Raw genomic sequence first — 20,290 nt, forward strand, 5'->3', positions numbered from 1 at the left:
ACCGATTAAAAAGCAGGTGGAACAATAACAAGACCTGTTTTTTCGTCAAGTCCAAAGATAATGTTCATATTCTGAATTGCCTGACCTGCTGCACCCTTAACCATATTGTCAATAGCTGCGCAAGCCACAAGCTTATTTGCTCTTTTATCGTGATGAATTGAAACATCACAGAAGTTTGAATAGCGTACATTGTGAATGTCGGCGCATTTGCCGTCGTCAAGAAGTCTTACAAAAAACTCGTCTTTGTAGAAATCCTCATACGCTTTTCTGATTTGCTCAAAAGTAACGCCCTCGTTAATGTCTGCATAAACAGTGGCAAGAATACCTCTGTTTACAGGTAAAAGGTGCGGCACAAATGTGATTGTTACATCTTCGCCCGAAAGTTTTGAAAGTGTCTGCTCAATTTCGGGTGTGTGGCGGTGACTTGCAACCTTGTATGCATGGAAACCCTCGTTAAGTTCAGGGAAATGGTTGCCCTGAGTAGGTTTTCTGCCTGCACCTGTTACGCCGCTTTTGCAGTCACAGATGATACCCTTTGTGCTTACAAGTCCGCTTGCGATTGCCGGAGCAATGGCAAGCGGAGAACAGGTAGTGTAGCAGCCGGGGTTTGCAATTAACTTTTTGCCCTTGATTTTATCTCTGAAAAATTCAGGAAGTCCGTAAACAGCCTGCTCGTGGAGCTTTTTGTCAAGAAAAGTACCGCCGTACCACTCTGTATATTCTTCTTCGCTCTCAAGACGGAAGTCTGCGCCGAGGTCAATGAAAGCCTTGCCTGCGCTTATGCACTTTTCGGCAAGTTCCTGTGAAAGACCGTGGGGAAGTGCGGCGAAGATAACCTCGCTTTTCTCAACAACAGCGTCTTGGTCTTCACAGACCATATCGTTTAAAAATGTATATGACGGATAAACATCGCTTAATTTTTGTCCCTCAAAAGAAACCGAGCTGATAGCTGAAATTTCAGCCTCGGGGTGACTTGTCAGAAGTCTTACAAGCTCGGCGCCGGCATAGCCTGTTGCGCCTACAATACCTGCTTTTATCATTTTAATCAATCCTTTATTTATGAATATATATCTAACAATTCTTATACTGATACTAATAGTCTATATTTAAATCAATCCGCCAAACATTAACTAAAACAAACAAATAAAAGTTTGAAGTTTCCAAAGGTCACTGACCTTTGGTCGTCTAAGGAAAAAGGATTCTTAAGGGAAAAGGGACTCGAAATCCCTTTTCTCTTGAGCGTGCTTTCTTTTGGAGCTTTTCTTTTCACGCAAAAGAAAAGCGGAATTGGCAGGAAGTTTAATTTAAGACAAAAATTGTTTTCAACAACTGCATTTATAAAATCAATTATAAATTCTTAGCAATTTCAGCCACACGCTTTGCCTGTGCCTTTACATTTTCAGAGGCAGGGCCGCCGAATGCTTTTCTTTCGTTTGTACAAGTTTCAAGTGAAATTGCTCTGTAAACATCATCGTTAAATACATCACAAACCTTTTTGTACTCCTCAATCGGGAGGTTTTCAAGGTCTGTACCAAGCTCAATGCATCTTGCAACGAGTTCGCCTGTTGCCTTGTATGCATCTCTGAACGGTACCCCATTCTTTGTGAGCCAGTCTGCGCAGTCGGTTGCGTTAATAAATCCGCCTGCTGCCGCTTTACGCATATTCTGCGGAATAACTTTCATTGTGTCGAGCATTGGAGTAAAGGCTGTAAGGCACATTTTAACTGTATCAACAGCATCAAAAATTGCCTCTTTGTCCTCCTGCATATCTTTATTGTATGCAAGGGCAATGCCTTTCATAATTGTAAGTAAAGTCATATTGTCGCCGAAAACTCTGCCGCTCTTGCCACGGACGAGTTCTGCGATGTCAGGATTCTTTTTCTGCGGCATAATTGAAGAACCTGTTGAAAAAGCGTCGTCAAGCTCAATGAATTTAAATTCCCAGCTGCACCACATAATGATTTCTTCTGAAAATCTTGAGAGGTGCACCATAATAATAGAAAGAACAGACGCAAACTCAATGCAGTAATCTCTGTCGGATACACCGTCAAGCGAGTTGTTTGTAATTCTTTCAAAACCGAGCAGCTCGGCTGTAATTGTTCTGTCGATAGGGTATGTTGTGCCTGCTAAAGCACAAGAGCCGAGCGGCATTTCGTCCATTCTCTTAAGGCAGTCCTCAAGTCTTGACACATCTCTTAAAAGCATTTCGCCGTAAGCTAAAAGGTGGTGACCGAAAGTAATCGGCTGTGCTCTCTGTAAATGAGTATAGCCGGGCATAACGGTTTCGCTGTACTTTTCCGCCTTGTCGGCAATAACCTTGATAAGGTCAACAACGAGCTTTTTAACATTTACAACTTCCTTTTTAAGGTAAAGTTTAATGTCAACGGCTACCTGGTCGTTACGGCTTCTTGATGTGTGAAGTCGCTTGCCGTTGTCGCCGATTCTCTTTGTAAGCTCGCCCTCAATAAAGGTGTGAATATCCTCTGCTTCCATATCAATATGGAGAGTGCCGTTTTCTATGTCTGCAAGGATTCCCTTAAGACCCTGAACTATGTCGTCAGCCTCTTCCTGTTTGATAATGCCACATCTGCCGAGCATTGTTGCGTGGGCAATACTGCCCTCGATATCCTCTTTATACATACGGCTGTCAAATGAGATTGAGCTGTTAAAATCGTTAGTGGTTTTTGAAAGTTCCTTTTTAAATCTGCCTTTCCAAAGCTGCATATAATCACCTCGGGTTAATGAATGATTGTTAATTTGTGTATTATTTATAATTGATATTGCTGTTTAAAAATATCCGTATAAACAACTGTCAGGGACAGAGAATTTCCCTGTCCCCGAACCGGAATAATTATTTTAATTCATACAAAAGTCTTTGAGTAAAAATTACTTAATAAGACCCTTTTTAGCACGAACCTTGATTGGAAGACCGAAGAGGTTGATGAAACCTGCACTGTCGTTCTGATCGTAAACCTGATCCTCGTCAAAGGTTGCGATTTCTTCATCATAGAGTGAATATGGGCTTGTAACGCCTGCGTCAATGATGTTGCCCTTGTAAAGCTTTAACTTAACATCACCTGTTACATACTCCTGTGTGCTGTCAACGAATGCCGAGAGAGCCTCACGGAGAGGTGTGTACCATTTGCCGTCATAAACGAGTTCTGCAAATGTGTTTGAAAGGTTCTTTTTGTAGTGGAGTGTATCCTTGTCAAGGCAGATTTCCTCAAGCTTGTTGTGTGCAGCGTAGAGGATTGTGCCGCCCGGAGTTTCATAAACGCCACGAGCCTTCATACCTACAAGACGGTTTTCAACGATATCTGTGATACCTACGCCGTTTCTGCCGCCGATTTTGTTAAGCTCCTTGATAAGCTCAACAGAGTCGATTTCCTCGCCGTTAAGTTTTGTAGGAACGCCCTTTTCAAATGAAATTGTAACATACTCTGCCTTGTCGGGAGCCTGTTCAGGAGAAACGCCGAGTTCAAGGAAGCCCTCCTTGTTGTACATAGGCTCATTTGCAGGATCTTCAAGGTCAAGACCTTCGTGGCTTAAGTGCCAGAGGTTTTTATCCTTAGAATAGTTTGTTTCACGGTTAATCTTGAGCGGAATGTTGTGCTTTTCAGCGTACTCAATTTCGTCCTCACGGCTCTTGAATTCCCAAGTTCTCCAAGGAGCGATAATCTTCATATCAGGAGCATAAGCCTTAATAGCAAGCTCAAAACGAACCTGATCGTTGCCCTTACCTGTGCAGCCGTGGCAGATAGCGTCAGCGCCCTCAGCCTTAGCAATCTCTACAAGTCTTTTAGCAATGATAGGACGGGCAAATGATGTACCGAGAAGGTATTTGCCCTCGTAAACAGCGCCTGCTTTAACTGTAGGAATGATGTAATCGTCAACAAACTCCTTTTTAAGGTCTTCGATGTAAAGTTTAGATGCGCCTGTCTTAATAGCCTTTTCCTCAAGACCGTCAAGCTCTGTGCCCTGTCCTACATCACCCGAAACAGCGATAACCTCGCAGTTGTCATAGTTTTCTTTTAACCAAGGAATAATAATAGAAGTATCAAGTCCGCCTGAATAAGCGAGAACAACTTTTTTAATTTTATTGTCAGCCATTTTAATTTCCTCCATAGAAATGATTTATATTACTCTTACATTATACGCTTTCTGACGGAAAAATCAAGTGTTTTTTGAATAATTATTCAATACACCGTAAAATTGTGATAAATGCACTTAATTCAAAATAAAACCCAAGGTTTTTACAGCAAAATCAACCTTGATTTCAGCATAAATCTTCAATATATGTATAAAAATGCATATATGCAGAAATAATGAATATTCATTTTTACGCTTGATTTTGCATAAAATGTATATTTTAATGAATATTCAATGTAGATATTCATTTTGACTTGCGGCAAAGCAAAAAATAAACAGCCGATTGGATGTTTAATCAAAGTAAAACAGGTCTTCAAATTTTTTGTCCAATGAAATGCATAAAATCAGAGCAAGTTTTATTGTCAACTTTATTATACATATGCTAAGTAAACTTGTTAATAGATTTTTTGATTTATTTATATCACTAAATACAAGCAAGTAAAAAAGCCCGACTGTTTTTACATAGTCGGGCAAGAGTTATAAAATTGCAAGATTTCTTTTCCATATCAAAATTCTTTTTACAGACTCGTCGATTCTGTCTGCTGTAATTTCTCCGCTTTGTACGGCATTAAGCAATGCGGTATATTCGTTTTCAATATCGCCGCAACAGAGGAAGTCATTGCCTGCTTTAAAAGCGACAACCGAGAGTGGTTCGTAAATGTCAAGGGCGTCAACGGCAAACATATCGAGGTCATCGGTCATAACAACTCCGTCAAATTTAAGCTTATCTCTTATAACCTCATGCACAGGCTCAGAGAGCGAGGCGGGATTATCGCTGTCAATCGAATTTACTGTTACGTGCGACACAAGAATACTGTCTGCGCCTGCGGCTATACCTGCCTGAAACGGCAGAAAATCATTGTTCTGCAAGTCCGAGAAAGTTCTGTTGTCAGTAGCGCTGGAATAATGTGTGTCGCCGTTATCTCCGTATCCGGGAAAGTGCTTTAATACAGTTCCGAGTTTTTTCTCTTTGCTTGCTTTTACAACCGTATCCACAAATCTGCTTGTGCTTGCGGCGTCACTTGAAAACGACCTGTAATACATAAATGAATAGGGGTTGGAAGTGATGTCGCAGACAGGCGCCATATTTACATTTACGCCGAGCGAAAGCAGAAATTCCGCTTTATCGTATGCGTCGTCTTCAATAGCGCTCCAACCGCCGTTGTCAAATGTATCGCTCGGTGAAAGGTATGCGCTGTCTCTTAGGTTTGGATTATCGCTCGCTCTTACAACCGTTCCGCCCTCTTCGTCTGTGCCAATAATAAGCGGAATTTTGGCATTGGACTGCATAGCTTTTATATCGGCATTCACTTCTTCTTTTGTCTTGCCGTCAAAATCTACACCGAACAGCAAAACGCCGCCGATGTGGTATTCGGTTATTGCGTCGCTCATATCATTGCCACGACAATTTACATAAAACAGCTGTCCGACTTTTTCTTCAACCGTCATTTTTGAAATCATATCGTCAATGTCTGAATACGAGTCGGGAGGAGCGGTGGTTTCTGTCACTGTTGCCTGACTGTTTTGCTCGTCATTTGTCGACTGTGCTTTTGAAGCTTCGCCCGTGTTCTGACAGCCTGCAAGCGCTGTTGCCAACATTGCTGCGGTGAGAAGTGATGTAATTGTTCTTTTGATTTTCATTTTATCCCTCATTTAAAAATTTCGACAGTCGTATTTTCTACAAATCTGTCCTTAAAAGTTTTCATCTTTTGCATATGCGGTGTGTTAAGATGTTCTTTTTGCAATTTTTCGGACTGCCATTTTTCAATAAGCAGTACCTCATTGCTTTTTCCGAATGACGGCACAAAGTAATCGTATTTTATACAGCCGTTTTCATTTTGTACAATCTGCGGAAAGCCCTCGTTTTTAAGAGCTGTCAAAAAGTCATTAACCATACCTTTTTTAACGGAATATTTTACGATAAGCGTGATTTCTTTCATTTTATCTCCTTGTCGGTCTTTTTAAGTGTTTTGTAAGTTTCAAAATAAAAGAATTTGTCTGTATATGTACCTATTATACCAACGACTTTGCCCATTGTAAAGGCTGCAAGTACAGTTCCTATACCAAGTCCGTCAAGGTAGCCGAGGCAGAAGAAAGTAAGCGCAGCGGTTATAAAAATCTTCCGATATAACAAATTATTATGCACACTGACAGCCTGCTGTCAGTGTGCATAAAACAAAATTAAAAAAAACAGGCGGTAGCTGTTGTAACCGAAAATGCCCAAAATATAGGCAACGCATTGCGTTGCCTATGAAGGTTAAGTATGTTTCTTTTATTGCTCTCGCATTGACTTCCGCCCATTCGTTCAAGCCGCCAAACAGCAAGCTGTTTGGCTATCGTTAGATTGCATAAACGGAAAGTATTTGTGGGCTTTGCCCACACCCACAACCTTTGAAAAGGTTGACCAAACTTTTATAATACTTTGCAAAATTATTTTGCTAAACCATAATTTTAATTATCGTTTTGCTATTGCTCGCTGTAAGGTGGTAACATCCCTTACATCACGGTGACCGTCAAAGTTTGTATCTGTGTAATAATACTGGAGCGAATCAAGCTCAACCGATCCGGAAATGTACTGTTGCAGCAAAGTAACATCGTTTACATCTACTGTGCCTTGAAGGTCAATATTGCCGAATCTCAATATGTATATATTCGAACCGACAGTACCGCCGCCGCCGCCGACTACATAAGCTTTGCGGTAAGAAAATGTAGTGCAGTATTGTGTTGGTTCATTGATTTTAGTAGACAGATAAATTTCCACGCAGCCGTCCTTATCCGGAACTGCGCCCGTTACAGCGCCGCCGCTCTGGAAGTACAAGGCGGAGTCATAATAACCGCCGTTGTCTGCTTTTTCGTATTTGAACTTATGATCATGACTGCCGATACTTGAGTATTCCATTGTATGCGAGCCGTCCTTGTTAAAATAATTCGGATCTAACTCGTGAAGATTTATTTTTGCTTTAACATACCTTCCGCCTTTATTGTCAAATGTGTAACTTGCGTATGTGTTTCCCGAACCGCTTACAAAATAGCGGGCGTATTTTTCGGAAGACGGCATAAAGAGTGTTTTGTCACCGCCTATACAATCGGCAAATTTCATGGAGTAGTTTTTTTGAGTATCGCCTCCCGTAAATAATACTCCGTTTGTATAATCGGACGGAATATTGTACGCAGAAACCAAAAGCGTGTTGTTGCCGATGTTTTTTGCCGAGTTGTAAATCTCAACACCCTTATGCGGCTTAACGGTTTTTGCGTTTGCGGTCACTGCTGCACCTGCAGTCAGCACCGCACAAAGAATTAAACATACAAATTTTTTCATTTTATACTCCTTTATAATTATTTGGTAATAGTTTGTTGTAAGTCTGTAACATCTTTAACATTTGTTTTACCGTCACGGTTTATGTCGGAATAAAACATCTGAAGTTTATCAAATTCCGCATTGCCCGCAAGGTATCTCTGCAAAAGGGTTGCATCGTTTACATTTGTACTGCCTTTAAGGTCAATATTGCCAAAACAAAGCATCGGCACATACATACTTATTATTCCGCTGTAATTAGGCAGGTAGGTTGAAAATGCGGTTTTCACACCGGGTTTTGCTTTTATATAAATTTCCACACAGCCGTTCTCGTCGGGTGCAACACCGTTTACCGCACCGCCGCTAAAGAAAGTGAGATTGGATCCATTTTCCCTAAGAGTGTAGGTTGCTCCGTTTCCGTCTGTATCGGTATATGAACCGTCACTGTTAAAATAGCTTGAAACATCGCTTAATTTTACCCTTAGTTTTACATATTCGCCGCCTGTATTCGCAAAGGAATAGCCTGCATAAGTATTTCCGGTGCTACCGCCGTTTGCCGAAACAAAGCGAGTATAGCTTTCGCTTGACGGCATGGAAATAACGGTATTTTTACCTATACAATCCTTATATTGTACAGCATATTGTTTTTCTGTATTTTTGCCGTAAAAACTCACTCCGCCAAGTGAATTTTTACTAAGATTATAAGTAAACACATTTACGGTGTTGTTTTCAAGTTTTACCCTTGAATCAAGCACCTGAACGCTATTATTTTCCCGAACAACTGCCGCATTGGCAGAAACTATTGAGCCTGCCGCCATAACAGCAACAAGTGCGATACTGATTAATTTTTTCATTATTTATCCCCCAAAATATAAAATTTTTGTAAAACAATAAATGTTTCATACAATCAAGCAATATTATACAATATTTTGCAAGATAAAGCTACGAAGCAAAAAGCTGAATTTTTGATTTGTTCATAGAAAAATTGTGACACTTTGCACATACAACTCTGTTTTAACTTGTTATCAAAAAGAATTTATGCTATTATTCTAATAATGAAAGGCGGTAATAATATGTTGAATTTCTGCTGTCCTGTCTGCAAAGAAGAATTAAAACTTGACGGTCGAACCTACAGATGTATAAATAACCATTGTTTTGACTGTGCAAAGCAGGGTTATGTCAATCTTTTGCAGAGCAACAAATCCAAAAGCAAGCGTCACGGTGACGATAAACTTATGATAGAGGCAAGGACCGAGTTTTTAAATACAGATTCGTACAAGCCGCTGTGTGACCTTATGTGCGAACTTTTGCAAAAATATATTCCGCAAAATGCCTGTGTACTTGATGCCGGCTGCGGCGACTGCTATTATACGGAAAAAATTGAAAAGGCTCTTGCAGACAAAAACGCAAGTATAGCGGGTATTGATATTTCAAAATTTGCTCTTATTGCAGCGGCAAAGCGCAGTAAAAATATTCGTTTGGCTGTAGCAAGCGTATTTGCTTTGCCGACAGCGGATTTTTCCTGCGATGCGGTGCTTAATGTATTTTCACCTTTTGCGCCGGAAGAATACAACCGAGTTTTAAAAAGGGGCGGAGTGCTTTTGAGAGTTATTCCGCTTGAAAATCACCTTTTTTCGCTCAAAAAGGCGATATACGATAATCCGCTGAAAAATCCCGAAGAAAGCACAGAGATTGACGGCTTTACACTTGCCGAAAGTCAAGAGCTTAAATACAGCATAGAGCTTAAAAGCAACGAGCAAATTGAAAGCCTTTTCAAAATGACTCCGTACTACTACAAAACCTCTCGTACCGACCAACAAAAGCTGGAGAAATTAAACTCACTTACGACCGAAATCGAATTTTGCGTGCTTGTCTATAAAAAGCTGTAATCGTGATAAATACTAAGGTTTTAGAAAAATATTTTTTGAAATTACACATTAGCACAAGAGAGTATAAAAGAGAATATAAGCGAATTTTAAAGTTTGTGTAACGGTAAATTAAATTTTTGCAAAAAAGTGTTGACAATGCAAAATAAATGTATTATAATTCTAAGGCACAAGTAAATTACAGGAGGATTTGTTATGTCAACATATTTAGCTAAAAAAAGCGAAATTGAACGCAGCTGGTATGTAATTGATGCAGCAGGCAAGCCACTTGGTAGAGTTGCTACTCAGGCAGCAGTTCTTTTAAGAGGTAAGCACAAAGCAACATTTACACCAAATGTAGATTGCGGCGATCATGTAATCATCATCAACTGCAAGGACGCTGTATTAACAGGCAACAAGCTCACTCAGAAGAAGTGGCAGCGTCATACAGGCTATATCGGCCATCTTAAAGAAACAAGATACGATACTCTTATGGCTACAAAGCCAACAAAGGCTATGGAGCTTGCTGTTAAGGGTATGCTTCCAAAGAACACACTCGGCAGAGATGCTTTGCTCAGACTCAGACTCTTTGAGGGTGCAGAACACAATCATCAGGCTCAGAAGCCTGAAATGGTTGAAGCTTAAAAGAAGGAGGCAAATTAATAATGTACGATAAGACACCTTATTTTTACGGCACAGGCAGAAGAAAAAGCTCTGTTGCAAGAGTAAGACTTTACCAGGGTACAGGCAAAATCACAATCAATGATCGTGACATCGACGATTATTTCGGTCTTGAAACACTCAAGCTCATCGTTAGACAGCCTCTCGCCTTAACAGAAACAGATCAGAAGTTCGACATCGTTTGCAGAGTAGCAGGCGGCGGCGTTACAGGTCAGGCAGGTGCAATCCGTCACGGTATTTCCAGAGCACTTCTTCAGTACGATTCAGAGAACCTTCGTTCAACACTTAAGAAGGCAGGCTTCTTAACTCGTGACCCAAGAATGAAAGAGCGTAAGAAATACGGTCTTAAAGCAGCTCGTAGAGCACCACAGTTCTCAAAGAGATAATCTTTGTGCTTCTCAGCACGCTTCAAGGATACTGTTTACAGGGCTTTTGGAGTATTCAGATGGTTTGAGATGTGCTTAAATGTGTTAGATAAGCAACAAGCAAGTAACACATAAGTAGCAACAGTTCTCAACCTCAATAAGCAATCAAAAGAGATGTTTTTCTAAGTTCAGAAAGACATCTCTTTCTTTTTTTGCTTTTAGATTTTATTGATCGCATTGATTAGCACCTCAACGTCTAAATGTGTGTACACTCTTTCGGTCATCGTCATAGCGCCCGAGTGTCCGACAATCTTTTTAATTGTGGTTTGGTCAACCTGTGCTTCCGCCAGCATGGAGATACATGTGTGTCGTGTACAATGCGGTGTGTGATCCATATTCAGATTGACCATAAGCGGCGTAAAATAACTATCGTAGTAATTGCGGTAATCAAACTTGTTTCCATTTTCGGTGTGAAGCAGATATTCGCTCTCGCCGTCGTTGTACCAGCTCTTAAAGAACGGCAGTACCTTGTCGGCGATCGGTACTCGTCTGATTCCGTTGTCAGTTTTGCTGAGCTTGATATCAAAATATTGTTCTTTCAGGTTTACATCTTCTCGTTTTAGATTCAGTATTTCGGAAATCCTCACACCCGAATAAATCAGCATGAGGACGATCTGATAATACTTGTCATCTGACGCTTTCCATAAGCGGTCGATTTCTGCTTTGGTGAACTTTTCCCGATCCCTTTTGTTCGGGTTGCGGCCTTTATGCTTTACAATGTCCACATATTCGGAGTAATCCTTGTTGCACAGCTCATTTTTCATAGCGTATTCGTAGAGCTGATTCAAAAGAACTTTCAGTTTTCGCAACGTGGGATAATTCTTGCCGCAGGTGTCCACGACGTTTTGCAGCTCTACAAGCTTGATTTCCTTGAACACCTTGTCGTAAAGCGGTACGCAGGCTTTATATGAAGCCTTGTAACCTTTTACGTTGGAATCCGATACCGTTGGAAACTTCTCCGCAGACCAACGCTCATACACTTCCTTGAATGTGATCTTGGAAGCAGAAACGTCAAAGGGATTGTTGTTGTAGTCTGCCAGCATTTGCAGTGCCTCAGATTTGGTGGCTGCATAGCCTATGACCACATAGTCCTGAACCTTTTTGTCTGTCTTTTCATCAATGTGCCAGCCGATAGTTTTTCTGACCATATAGGGTTTTCTACGCCTACCCGATAGCTTTGTGACGCCGCCGTAACCGTTTGGCAACCTCACTCTCCAAAACCTCCTTGTTTTAGTTTTATTTATGATAAGAGCTTATTGCTCCGTATCACCTTTGTTTGCTTGTTCTTGGAACTTCTTTATGTAGTATTCGTTGAATTTTCTTAACCGTTCCTCGTTATCTAAAACCTCATATTCTCTGTCCGTCAGGAAGTAATCGCTCCGGGATTTGATTTCTTTTTCTTCCCAATCACGGAACATCTCGTAGTCGATTTTATAGGTTTCAAAACTTTCACGATTATAATCGAAGTTCCTCAACATTGTATAAAGCGCACTGTTGCCATCAGCTTCGTGTACATCGAATACAAGTGATACCTTTCTGATTGTTTCGGGTCCTTTAGTAAATTCGACCTCAAAGCGAAGGTCTTGTTTTCGATCCAGCTCGAACAAGTACGCATACACATCGCCCAATGTTTCCAATTTAATATGCGACGAATCGTAGCCTATCAAGTAATTGATGGGTATTTTTAATATGTCCGCTATCTGTTCTAATACAGAGACGGACATATCTATTTCTCCACTTTCGTACTTCTGCACAGTGCGGAGTGATTTTCCCAATTGTTCCGCAAGCTCGGTCTGACTAATCCGAAGCTGCTTGCGCTGTTTGGCGATTCTTTCGCCGATTAAGGTTTGCAAATTATCCATTTCGTCATCACCTCATTATAATAATAACACACTTATTTGTGAATTGCAAGTGCATTTGCGAAATTAAAATACACAATTTTTGAAATTAGGTATTGACAAGTCATATAAATGCGTATACAATGAATATGCGAACTTAAAATGCGCAAATAATTAACAGGAGGATATGCTATGGAGAATAAGCTATATATAGATTGTCCGAAATTCACAGGAAGGAACGTTCCTATTACCGAGATCGCAAAGGCTATCGGCAAAGACGCTCAATATGTCCGTGTTGGTTTGCAACAGGGCATCTTGAAATTCGGCTATGCTATGAAGCTTGACAAATCAAGCGAGTACAACTACTACTGCCCCGACAAAAAAGTTTGGGAAGAAACCGGCTACTTTAGAGATAAAGAAGCCAGCTAAAAGGAGGATTGAACTATGAATGAAAAATACGACCTTTGCGATATTGACGAATCGTATTTACACACGGTCTCGATGACCGAGCTGTTTGACAGCGCCTATCAGAGTAAGCCGCCGATCATCGACGGCTTGCTCTACCGGGGAACATATCTTTTCGCCGGCTCTCCGAAGATCGGCAAGAGTTTTTTGATGGCACAGCTTGCCTATCACGTCAGCACAGGCACAAACCTGTGGGGCTTTGATGTTCGGCAGGGTAAGGTATTGTATCTCGCTCTGGAGGACAACTATCCGAGATTGCAAAAGCGGCTGTATCGTATGTTCGGAACAGCCGAAAACGAAAACCTGTTCTTTTCGGTATCAGCTCATCCGCTTGGCAACGGTTTGGACGAGCAGCTCGACAGCTTCTTACAGAAGCACTCTGACACTTCGCTTGTGATCATCGACACCTTGCAGAAGGTCAGAGAGGTCGGCGGCGAGAATTACAGTTACGCCAACGACTACCAAATCATCACGAAGCTAAAGGGCTTCACGGACAGGCACAACATCTGTATGCTGATCGTCCACCACACACGTAAGCAGATAGCTGATGATAAGTTCGATATGATTTCCGGTACTAACGGTTTGCTCGGCGCTGCCGACGGAGCGTTTATTCTCTCCAAAGATAAGCGCACGAGTAACAACGCCACGCTCGAAGTATCGGGCAGAGATCAGCAAGACCAGCGTGTGTACTTGAAGAAGAACACAGAAACACTGGTATGGGAGCTTGACAAAATCGAAACCGAATTGTGGAAAGCACCGCCTGAACCGTTGCTCGACAGAATCGCCGAAAGGATAAACGCTGACAATCTGCAATGGAGCGGAACACCGACGGAGCTCTGCGAGTATCTCGCCGTTGACATCAAGCCAAACGCTATTACACAAAAGCTGAACGTCAACGTTAACCGTCTGATGGACGAATACAAGATCGCCTATCACTATCAGCGGACACACGACGGTCGAAAGATAACGCTTATCTTTGAGGGCGGCGTGTCAAAGCGTGACAGCCGTGACGGTGATTGTGGGGTGTGTGAAACACCGACACAGCCGACACGGACTGACACGCAATAAAGTTTAGGCGGGGTGCAGGGAGCTCTTTTCAAAGGGCTGCCCTTGCTCCTCGAAGAGCGCAAAACCTGCTCGCAGGTTGCATTTTTGATGGCTCTGCTGTCAAAAGTGCTTTTGCGTTACTCTTGGCAAGAGTAACAGAACCTGAGTTAGAGATAAACCAATGAGATAACCATATTATTATACAGATTTGAGGTAGATAAATGAAGAGAACGATCAGCGCAATGGTGGGTAAAGGCTCCGTCACGCACAACAGCCGCAGTTTCACAGCGGAGAACGTGGACAGCGAGCGTACCCATTTGAATATAGATTACTGCAACGAGCCAATCAAGAAAGTGTATCACGAAATGTTTGATGAAGCTCTAAAACAGTACAACGATAAACAGAAACGCAAGGACAGAAAGATTTCCGATTACTACAAGCATATCGAGTCCGGAAAGCAGGAAAAGCTGTTCCACGAGATCATCTTCCAAATCGGCAACATGGAAGATATGTCGGCAACAGGAGAGCACGCCGAGCTTGCGAGGACAGTCCTCGACGAATACTATCAGGGCTTCCAAGAACGCAATCCATATCTGCGAGTGTTCTCGGCGCACCTTCATATGGACGAAGCAACGCCGCATATCCATATCGACTTTATACCGTTCACCACCGGGAGCAATCGAGGTTTGGAAACACGAGTTTCGCTGAAACAGGCTCTGCTCAATATGGGTTTCAAAGGCGAGGGCAGAAGCGACAACGAACTGAATCGCTGGATACTTTCCGAAAAGAAAGTCCTTGCTCAGATTATGGAGCGGCACGGTATCGAGTGGGAACAGAAGGGCACGCACGAGCAGCACCTATCTGTCCTTGATTACAAAAAACAGGAGCGAGCCAAAGAGGTCGCCGAGCTCGACCGGGAGATTGAGGAAAAGAAATTAGAGGTAAACGGATGGAAAGAAACGGTAAAGAAAATTGAGGAAGCGCAAGAACTGATGGGCGGAATTGAAAAACAACTTGATGAAAATCCACAGTTCCAATTACCTGAGCCTCAGGGCTTGATGACGGCAAAGAGCTACAAGAAAAAGATAGTAGAGCCGCTGATCAATCGGCTGAAAAATCTTGTCCGAACAGTCCTTGCCCGAAGCTATGAGGGTTGGGAGAATTACTACCGTATCAACAATCTGAACGGCAGATTGTATAGCGAAAACAAAAGTCTGAAACACGAAAATTCAAGGTTGAGAGAATTGAATAATCAGCTCCGTGAGCAAAATAAAGCCTACCGTCTGTTAGAAAAGGTTTTCGGCAAGTGCAGACTTAACGATCTCATCGAGCAGGCGAGAGGTTTCAAAGAGTCAAAGCAGCGTGACGCACGCTAATATATTATGAAAGGTTGATGAACAATGGAAAAAAGAATTTATGACAAGAAAACGGGTATCCACTACGAAATGCAAGGTGATTATTATCTGCCGAGTTTGGAGCTGCCCGGACAGCCAAAGGTTGAAATCGGGATATGGGGCAAGCGGCATTTGAGGTACATCAAACAGCACCACAAAATCCGCTATACCAATCTGATGACAAGCTGTAAGCTCACCGCCTACCTCGCCGACATCGACGAGCAGGCAGAGGATATGTTCTTTCGGTTAGTAAAACAACTCTCCGAAAAAGAAGGCGTAACCGAACAGCTCAAAGCGGAAAACCAAATGATGTGGGTTGCGAGAATGAACAATATCCGCAATCGTGCAACGGAAATCGTTAATACAGAATTGATTTATAAATAAGTGATTTAGCGCCCGAAAGATAAAATTTCGGGCGCTAAACTATTGGATTTTGAGAAAAGCTATGATATAATAACCCTAAGTATATGCTCAATTAGACAGGTGATTTCTTAATGAATGTTAGAAAAGATGCTCTCAAAGATTTAGTTACCAGATTTGATAATAACATTACTGCATACAAGGACGGGAAAAACGCTTATAACGAACACTCTTGCAGGATTGAGTATATAGATCCGTTTTTACAATTGTTGGGTTGGGATGTTCCTAATAAAGCTGGATTAGCTCCACAATACCGAGAAGTTATTGCAGAAAACTATTCAAATAAAACAGATCGTCCGGATTATTCATTAACACTTCGTGGTGTAACAAAGCTATTTGTAGAAGCGAAAAAGCCTTCTGTTGACATTGATACTGAATCTGCTCCAGCTATGCAGGCAAGAAAATACGGATGGAATGCAAAGCACAAGATTTCCATACTAACGAATTTTGAATATTTCATTATTTATGATACTACAACTGTACCAAAAGAGACTGATGATTGTCGAGTTTCAAGATACCGTTGCTATCATTACAAGGATTATATTGATAAGTTTGACGAGATATTTCACCTTGTTTCAAAAGATTCGGTATATTCCGGAGAGTTTGACAAGTTTTTTAACGACACATTTAAAGGCGAAGGCAGCCAAAAGCAACAAGTAGATAATCTATTTTTAAATCAAATCAATGACTGGAGAGTTAAACTTAGTAACGAACTTTATTCTAAAGGGAATCAATACACATCTTTAGAGAAGCTTAATGATGTTGTTCAAGAGTTTATTAACCAAATCGTATTTTTACGAATCTGCGAAGATAGAAATCTTCCGCTTTATCATAAACTGAATGAAACTATATCGGATAGGGATGCGTTGCACACTAAGCTGGAGGAACTGTTTAGAGAAGCAGATAAACGTTATAATTCAGGTATGTTTTCCGGCGAAAATATTATCTTTGATTTGAATAACAATGTAATTGTTGAAATGATCGAAGGGTTATACTATCCGCAAAGCCCATATATGTTTAACATTATTGAGCCGAATATGTTAGGTAAGATTTATGAGCTGTTCTTAACAGAACAACTTATCTTGCTTGAAAATGGTCGGATGGGTTTAGCTAAAAAGAAAGATTGCGCCAATCGATCTGTCGTTACTACTCCAACTGAGATTGTAAAATATATGGTTGAGAAATCGCTGTCGAATGTTTGCAAAGGTAAATCACCGGCAGAGATCTGCAATTTGCGTATAGCTGATATAGCCTGCGGTTCTGGTGTTTATCTTGAAGAAGCGTTTCAATATTTGCAAGCTTATTGTGTAGAGTGGTACTTGACAAATGAACCAGATCATTTGATTGAAATTGGGAACGGTAAGTATAAGCTTCCTTTAGATGAAAAGAAACAACTACTCTGTTCCTGTATTTTCGGCATCGACATAGATATTCACGCTGTAGAAGTTGCTAAGTTTTCGTTATTGATTAAACTTATTGAAAATGAAACAGAACCCTCTGTGCGTGATACTACGCCTATATTACCGGAATTAAGTAATAACATTCTTCACGGTAATGCTTTGGTTGGGAATCACGAGTTTGCAGACAAACGTTACTCGACAGATACAATTCTTTCGATAGTTCCTTATGATTGGGACGAAATGCCGGCTGATGGCTTTGATGTGATTTTGGGAAATCCGCCGTATGTAACAACAGAAGATATGCATCAACTCTTGTCCGATGCTGAGTTCACAATTTATAAAAACAAGTATAAATCATCCCACAAACAGTTCGACAAGTACTTTATATTTCTTGAGCGTGCTCTGCAAAAAGTAAAAAACGAAGGATATGTTTGTTATATCGTTCCAAACAAATTCTTTAAGATTAGTGCTGGCGCTAAATTGCGTGGTATGTTATCCAATCATTTAATTAGCCTTGATGACTTTGGAGCAGCACAGCTTTTTGATGATAAGACAATATATAGTTCCATTGTGTTACTTCAAAAACGAGTTCAAGAAAGATTTACATATACAAATGTTGATTCCGCTAATGATTTGTGGTTGGGAAAACCGACAGATAGTATTGAACTTAATAATTCTTCCTTGAATGACCTTCCGTGGAAACTTACCCCAGACTTTGATTTTTTAGCTATAATTAAAAATATTGAGTCCGTATCTGTTCCGTTAGAAAAAGTGGTAGAAGTTTTTAACGGTATTCAAACAAGCGCTGAAAGACCTAAGCCGATTTATTGGTTTTCCGGGGATGAAATAATCGATGAAAATGATACTACTGTTACTATTCAAAAAGGCAACAAGAAATACGAAGTAGAGAAGTCAATATTGAAACCGTATTTCAAGCCTACTAAAGCAACAGAAAAAGGTTTAACAACATATACAAAGCTTTCAACCGACAAAAGAATCATATTCCCGTATGATAAAAGCGGACATTTGATTCCAATCGAAAGAATGAAATCGGATTATCCTGGAACTTATGCGTACTTATCAGATTATTATGATAGATTAGTTCCCAAATGCGTATCAAAATCAGGAGTACGTGATGTTCCAAATGCTACAGTTGACACTTGGTATCAGTATGGCAGAACACAAGCATTAACAGCTTTTATTAATACGCCAAAACTTATTGTTAAAGTTATGGCTAAAGACAATCCAATGTATTCTTTAGATAATGAGGATATGTTGATTGCTTCGGGTGGTACAGCAGGTTATTGTGCTGTTGCCAAAAAGAATGACAGTCCTTATGAATTAGAATACATCCAAGCGTGGCTTGCAAATGCTTACACCGAGAAAATCATTCAAATAGTTGGCAGTGACTTTGAAGGTGGATTTGTTTCAAGAGGAACTTTTGTATTATCTTCACTTCCTTTTGTACAGCTTGATTTTAATGATTCTAAACAGAAAGCATTATATGATAGAGTTGTAGAGGCAAGCCGTGAGGTATATTCCATTAATGATAGATTAGATCAATGCCCGCCTAAGCAAATTGAAACAACTCTTGTTCGCCAGAAAGATGTATTAATTAAAGAAATAGACGATTTGATTTCCCGTGTGTATCGATTAGAATTTTAAGAAGGTAGTTTATGAAGCTCAAAAAGGACAGCTCTGAACAAAAATTAAGGGGGGCATATTATACGCCGTTGCGTTTAGCAAATGCAATGGTTAGCCTTTTTGCGCCGGAAAACATCCAAACTGTGTTAGAACCAAGCTGCGGCGACGGTGTTTTCCTTGATAGCTTAAGCTCTATCGGGTTAATGGAACAAATATCGATGATACAAGCTGTTGAGATCGAAAGCGATGAAGCGAACAAGGTTGCCTACAGATACAAAGAGATGAAAAATGTTGATGTCATTTGTGAGGATTTCTTCGATTTTTATCAAAGGAACTACAAATCCAGACATTACGATTTGATTCTCGGTAATCCCCCATATATCCGCTATCAGTACTTAGCAGAAAAACAACGAAAAATTCAGTCTAATATTCTTACAACCCACGGTATGAAAGCAAACAAACTGATTAATGCTTGGGTTGCTTTTGTAGTTGCCTGTGTTCAAATGCTTTCCGAAAATGGTAAAATAGCGTTTGTTTTACCTGCTGAGATACTTCAAGTTGCTTATGCAGAAGATCTGCGGCTTTATCTATCCAACCACTTGCAAAAAATAACACTAATCACATTTGAAAAATTAGTGTTTCCAAACATTGAGCAAGAAGTAATTGTTTTTATCGGAGAAAAGGGCGGAGAAGAAAAGGGTATCAGGATCGTCGAAATGAATAATCTTGATGATTTTGATAAACTTGACTTAAGTCAAAATGGATTTCAAAAGCTCCAGCACGTTAAAGAAAAGTGGACAAAGTATTTTGTATCTGCAAAAGAAATGGAACTTATCAATACTATAAAAACCGATAAACGCTTCACGAGGTTTTCGGATTATGGTTTGATTAATGTAGGTATTACGACCGGAAATAATAATTACTTTTCGGTAACAGACGAAGTTTGTGAAATGTACGATTTAGAAGATGTAACTTTACCGTTAATAGGAAGAAGTTCTCACCTTCACGGCGTTTATTTTACAAGCCAAGATTGGGACGAAAACCGAAAAGACGGAAAACGAGCTAGGCTCATATACTTCCCTGATACTCCTTTAGAGCAATACTCTGAAAAACATAAAGAGTATATCAAACTTGGTGAGGATTCAGGAGAGGACAAAGGATATAAGTGTTCTATCCGTGATAGGTGGTACATTGTTCCGTCTGTGTGGGTTCCTGATGCTTTCTTCTTGCGTCGTAATAATCTTTATCCAAAGTTTGTATTGAACCGATGCAATGCGGTTTCAACCGATACAACACATAGAATCAAATTTTACGAAGGAGTAGATCCAGAACTGGTTCTGATCTCGTACTACAACAGTATTTCCTTTGCTTTTACTGAGATTTGCGGCAGAAGCTATGGCGGCGGTGTCTTAGAAATCTTGCCGGGTGAGGTTGGAAACATTATGCTGCCCAAGATACAGGATTTACCTCCCGAAAAGAAAAACGACATTATCAATCGGATAGATAACATTGTACGCAATAATCTGGATATTGAATTTGCACTTGATATTGGAGATCAAACAATTATTGATTTGCTTGGTGTCGATTCTGATTGGTGCAAACAATGCAGAAAGATTTGGAAAAAACTACAACATAGAAGATTAAAGAGAAGCTAATATAGATATTAT

The 20,290-nt window shown here is 40.5% G+C and carries 19 protein-coding genes; 9 read left to right on the forward strand and 10 right to left on the reverse strand.

Annotated elements, in window-relative coordinates; translation table 11 throughout:
• Window positions 1-5: 5 nt before the first annotated feature.
• The 8 genes from argC to KGF34_RS08780 all read right to left on the reverse strand — a co-directional run bounded on the left by argC (window position 6) and on the right by KGF34_RS08780 (window position 8,298).
• Entirely contained in the window at window positions 6-1,040 is a 1,035-nt protein-coding gene (argC, locus tag KGF34_RS08740) for an N-acetyl-gamma-glutamyl-phosphate reductase (protein ID WP_252558756.1), read from the reverse strand.
• A gap of 307 nt (window positions 1,041-1,347) precedes the next feature.
• The gene (gene argH / locus KGF34_RS08745) at window positions 1,348-2,724 is read right to left on the reverse strand and encodes an argininosuccinate lyase (RefSeq protein WP_022234339.1); all 1,377 of its coding nucleotides are present in this window, start codon (window positions 2,722-2,724) and stop codon (window positions 1,348-1,350) included.
• A gap of 162 nt (window positions 2,725-2,886) precedes the next feature.
• Window positions 2,887-4,110 (reverse strand): argininosuccinate synthase, encoded by a 1,224-nt coding sequence (locus KGF34_RS08750; protein WP_252558757.1) that lies wholly within the window; start codon window positions 4,108-4,110, stop codon window positions 2,887-2,889.
• A 516-nt stretch (window positions 4,111-4,626) separates the two neighbouring features.
• Complete coding sequence (locus KGF34_RS08760) at window positions 4,627-5,790, reverse strand: glycoside hydrolase family 3 N-terminal domain-containing protein (protein ID WP_252558758.1); 1,164 nt, start codon at window positions 5,788-5,790, stop codon at window positions 4,627-4,629.
• 8 nt (window positions 5,791-5,798) lie between these two features.
• On the reverse strand, window positions 5,799-6,089 hold the full coding sequence (locus tag KGF34_RS08765) for an antibiotic biosynthesis monooxygenase family protein (protein ID WP_252558759.1): 291 nt from the start codon (window positions 6,087-6,089) through the stop codon (window positions 5,799-5,801).
• Window positions 6,086-6,295, reverse strand: coding sequence for a DUF6198 family protein (locus KGF34_RS08770; RefSeq protein WP_249375749.1), 210 nt, complete (start codon window positions 6,293-6,295; stop codon window positions 6,086-6,088). Before KGF34_RS08770 ends, KGF34_RS08765 begins: the two co-directional genes overlap by 4 nt.
• 309 nt (window positions 6,296-6,604) lie before the next feature.
• Window positions 6,605-7,468 (reverse strand): dockerin type I repeat-containing protein, encoded by an 864-nt coding sequence (locus KGF34_RS08775; protein ID WP_252558760.1) that lies wholly within the window; start codon window positions 7,466-7,468, stop codon window positions 6,605-6,607.
• A 17-nt stretch (window positions 7,469-7,485) separates the two neighbouring features.
• On the reverse strand, window positions 7,486-8,298 hold the full coding sequence (locus KGF34_RS08780; RefSeq protein WP_252558761.1) for a dockerin type I repeat-containing protein: 813 nt from the start codon (window positions 8,296-8,298) through the stop codon (window positions 7,486-7,488).
• 201 nt (window positions 8,299-8,499) lie between these two features.
• On the opposite strand from KGF34_RS08780, the gene KGF34_RS08785 reads away from it, so the two are divergent.
• The 3 genes from KGF34_RS08785 to rpsI all read left to right on the forward strand — a co-directional run bounded on the left by KGF34_RS08785 (window position 8,500) and on the right by rpsI (window position 10,376).
• A complete protein-coding gene (locus KGF34_RS08785) occupies window positions 8,500-9,333 on the forward strand; it encodes a putative RNA methyltransferase (RefSeq protein WP_252558762.1) in 834 nt (277 codons plus the stop codon).
• Between the two features lie 192 nt (window positions 9,334-9,525).
• Window positions 9,526-9,954, forward strand: coding sequence for a 50S ribosomal protein L13 (gene rplM / locus KGF34_RS08790; protein ID WP_022234347.1), 429 nt, complete (start codon window positions 9,526-9,528; stop codon window positions 9,952-9,954).
• A 20-nt stretch (window positions 9,955-9,974) separates the two neighbouring features.
• Window positions 9,975-10,376, forward strand: a complete 402-nt coding sequence (rpsI, locus tag KGF34_RS08795) for a 30S ribosomal protein S9 (RefSeq protein ID WP_022234348.1) — start codon at window positions 9,975-9,977, stop codon at window positions 10,374-10,376.
• Window positions 10,377-10,573: 197 nt separating this feature from the next.
• Here rpsI and KGF34_RS08800 read toward each other — a convergent pair whose 3' ends face one another.
• Window positions 10,574-11,626, reverse strand: coding sequence for a site-specific integrase (locus tag KGF34_RS08800; protein ID WP_252558763.1), 1,053 nt, complete (start codon window positions 11,624-11,626; stop codon window positions 10,574-10,576).
• 42 nt (window positions 11,627-11,668) lie between these two features.
• Entirely contained in the window at window positions 11,669-12,277 is a 609-nt protein-coding gene (locus tag KGF34_RS08805) for a helix-turn-helix transcriptional regulator (RefSeq protein ID WP_252558764.1), read from the reverse strand.
• A 168-nt stretch (window positions 12,278-12,445) separates the two neighbouring features.
• On the opposite strand from KGF34_RS08805, the gene KGF34_RS08810 reads away from it, so the two are divergent.
• From KGF34_RS08810 to KGF34_RS08835, 6 genes are all read left to right on the forward strand, one after another.
• Window positions 12,446-12,682, forward strand: a complete 237-nt coding sequence (locus KGF34_RS08810) for a hypothetical protein (protein ID WP_215639274.1) — start codon at window positions 12,446-12,448, stop codon at window positions 12,680-12,682.
• Between the two features lie 72 nt (window positions 12,683-12,754).
• Window positions 12,755-13,786, forward strand: a complete 1,032-nt coding sequence (locus KGF34_RS08815) for a helicase RepA family protein (RefSeq protein WP_354667459.1) — start codon at window positions 12,755-12,757, stop codon at window positions 13,784-13,786.
• Between the two features lie 200 nt (window positions 13,787-13,986).
• Window positions 13,987-15,141, forward strand: coding sequence for a plasmid recombination protein (locus KGF34_RS08820; protein ID WP_252558765.1), 1,155 nt, complete (start codon window positions 13,987-13,989; stop codon window positions 15,139-15,141).
• Window positions 15,142-15,165: 24 nt separating this feature from the next.
• Window positions 15,166-15,543 (forward strand): TnpV protein, encoded by a 378-nt coding sequence (locus tag KGF34_RS08825; protein ID WP_252558766.1) that lies wholly within the window; start codon window positions 15,166-15,168, stop codon window positions 15,541-15,543.
• 110 nt (window positions 15,544-15,653) lie between these two features.
• A complete protein-coding gene (locus KGF34_RS08830; protein WP_252558767.1) occupies window positions 15,654-18,644 on the forward strand; it encodes a DNA methyltransferase in 2,991 nt (996 codons plus the stop codon).
• A gap of 11 nt (window positions 18,645-18,655) precedes the next feature.
• Window positions 18,656-20,278, forward strand: a complete 1,623-nt coding sequence (locus KGF34_RS08835) for a class I SAM-dependent methyltransferase (protein WP_252558768.1) — start codon at window positions 18,656-18,658, stop codon at window positions 20,276-20,278.
• The last annotated feature ends 12 nt before the right edge of the window (window positions 20,279-20,290 follow it).

The organism is Ruminococcus sp. FMBCY1, from assembly GCF_023921805.1.
In the GTDB taxonomy this organism is placed as follows: domain Bacteria; phylum Bacillota; class Clostridia; order Oscillospirales; family Acutalibacteraceae; genus Ruminococcoides; species Ruminococcoides intestinale_A.

What these genes read in the sequence shown, in the direction of transcription:
- argC (WP_252558756.1), bottom strand. Translation starts at nt 1,040, where the DNA reads ATGATAAAAGCAGGTATTGTAGGCGCAACAGGCTATGCCGGCGCCGAG.
- argH (WP_022234339.1), bottom strand. Translation starts at nt 2,724, where the DNA reads ATGCAGCTTTGGAAAGGCAGATTTAAAAAGGAACTTTCAAAAACCACT.
- KGF34_RS08750 (WP_252558757.1), bottom strand. Translation starts at nt 4,110, where the DNA reads ATGGCTGACAATAAAATTAAAAAAGTTGTTCTCGCTTATTCAGGCGGA.
- KGF34_RS08760 (WP_252558758.1), bottom strand. Translation starts at nt 5,790, where the DNA reads ATGAAAATCAAAAGAACAATTACATCACTTCTCACCGCAGCAATGTTG.
- KGF34_RS08765 (WP_252558759.1), bottom strand. Translation starts at nt 6,089, where the DNA reads ATGAAAGAAATCACGCTTATCGTAAAATATTCCGTTAAAAAAGGTATG.
- KGF34_RS08775 (WP_252558760.1), bottom strand. Translation starts at nt 7,468, where the DNA reads ATGAAAAAATTTGTATGTTTAATTCTTTGTGCGGTGCTGACTGCAGGT.
- KGF34_RS08780 (WP_252558761.1), bottom strand. Translation starts at nt 8,298, where the DNA reads ATGAAAAAATTAATCAGTATCGCACTTGTTGCTGTTATGGCGGCAGGC.
- KGF34_RS08785 (WP_252558762.1), top strand. Translation starts at nt 8,500, where the DNA reads ATGAAAGGCGGTAATAATATGTTGAATTTCTGCTGTCCTGTCTGCAAA.
- rplM (WP_022234347.1), top strand. Translation starts at nt 9,526, where the DNA reads ATGTCAACATATTTAGCTAAAAAAAGCGAAATTGAACGCAGCTGGTAT.
- rpsI (WP_022234348.1), top strand. Translation starts at nt 9,975, where the DNA reads ATGTACGATAAGACACCTTATTTTTACGGCACAGGCAGAAGAAAAAGC.
- KGF34_RS08805 (WP_252558764.1), bottom strand. Translation starts at nt 12,277, where the DNA reads ATGGATAATTTGCAAACCTTAATCGGCGAAAGAATCGCCAAACAGCGC.
- KGF34_RS08810 (WP_215639274.1), top strand. Translation starts at nt 12,446, where the DNA reads ATGGAGAATAAGCTATATATAGATTGTCCGAAATTCACAGGAAGGAAC.
- KGF34_RS08815 (WP_354667459.1), top strand. Translation starts at nt 12,755, where the DNA reads ATGACCGAGCTGTTTGACAGCGCCTATCAGAGTAAGCCGCCGATCATC.
- KGF34_RS08820 (WP_252558765.1), top strand. Translation starts at nt 13,987, where the DNA reads ATGAAGAGAACGATCAGCGCAATGGTGGGTAAAGGCTCCGTCACGCAC.
- KGF34_RS08825 (WP_252558766.1), top strand. Translation starts at nt 15,166, where the DNA reads ATGGAAAAAAGAATTTATGACAAGAAAACGGGTATCCACTACGAAATG.
- KGF34_RS08830 (WP_252558767.1), top strand. Translation starts at nt 15,654, where the DNA reads ATGAATGTTAGAAAAGATGCTCTCAAAGATTTAGTTACCAGATTTGAT.
- KGF34_RS08835 (WP_252558768.1), top strand. Translation starts at nt 18,656, where the DNA reads ATGAAGCTCAAAAAGGACAGCTCTGAACAAAAATTAAGGGGGGCATAT.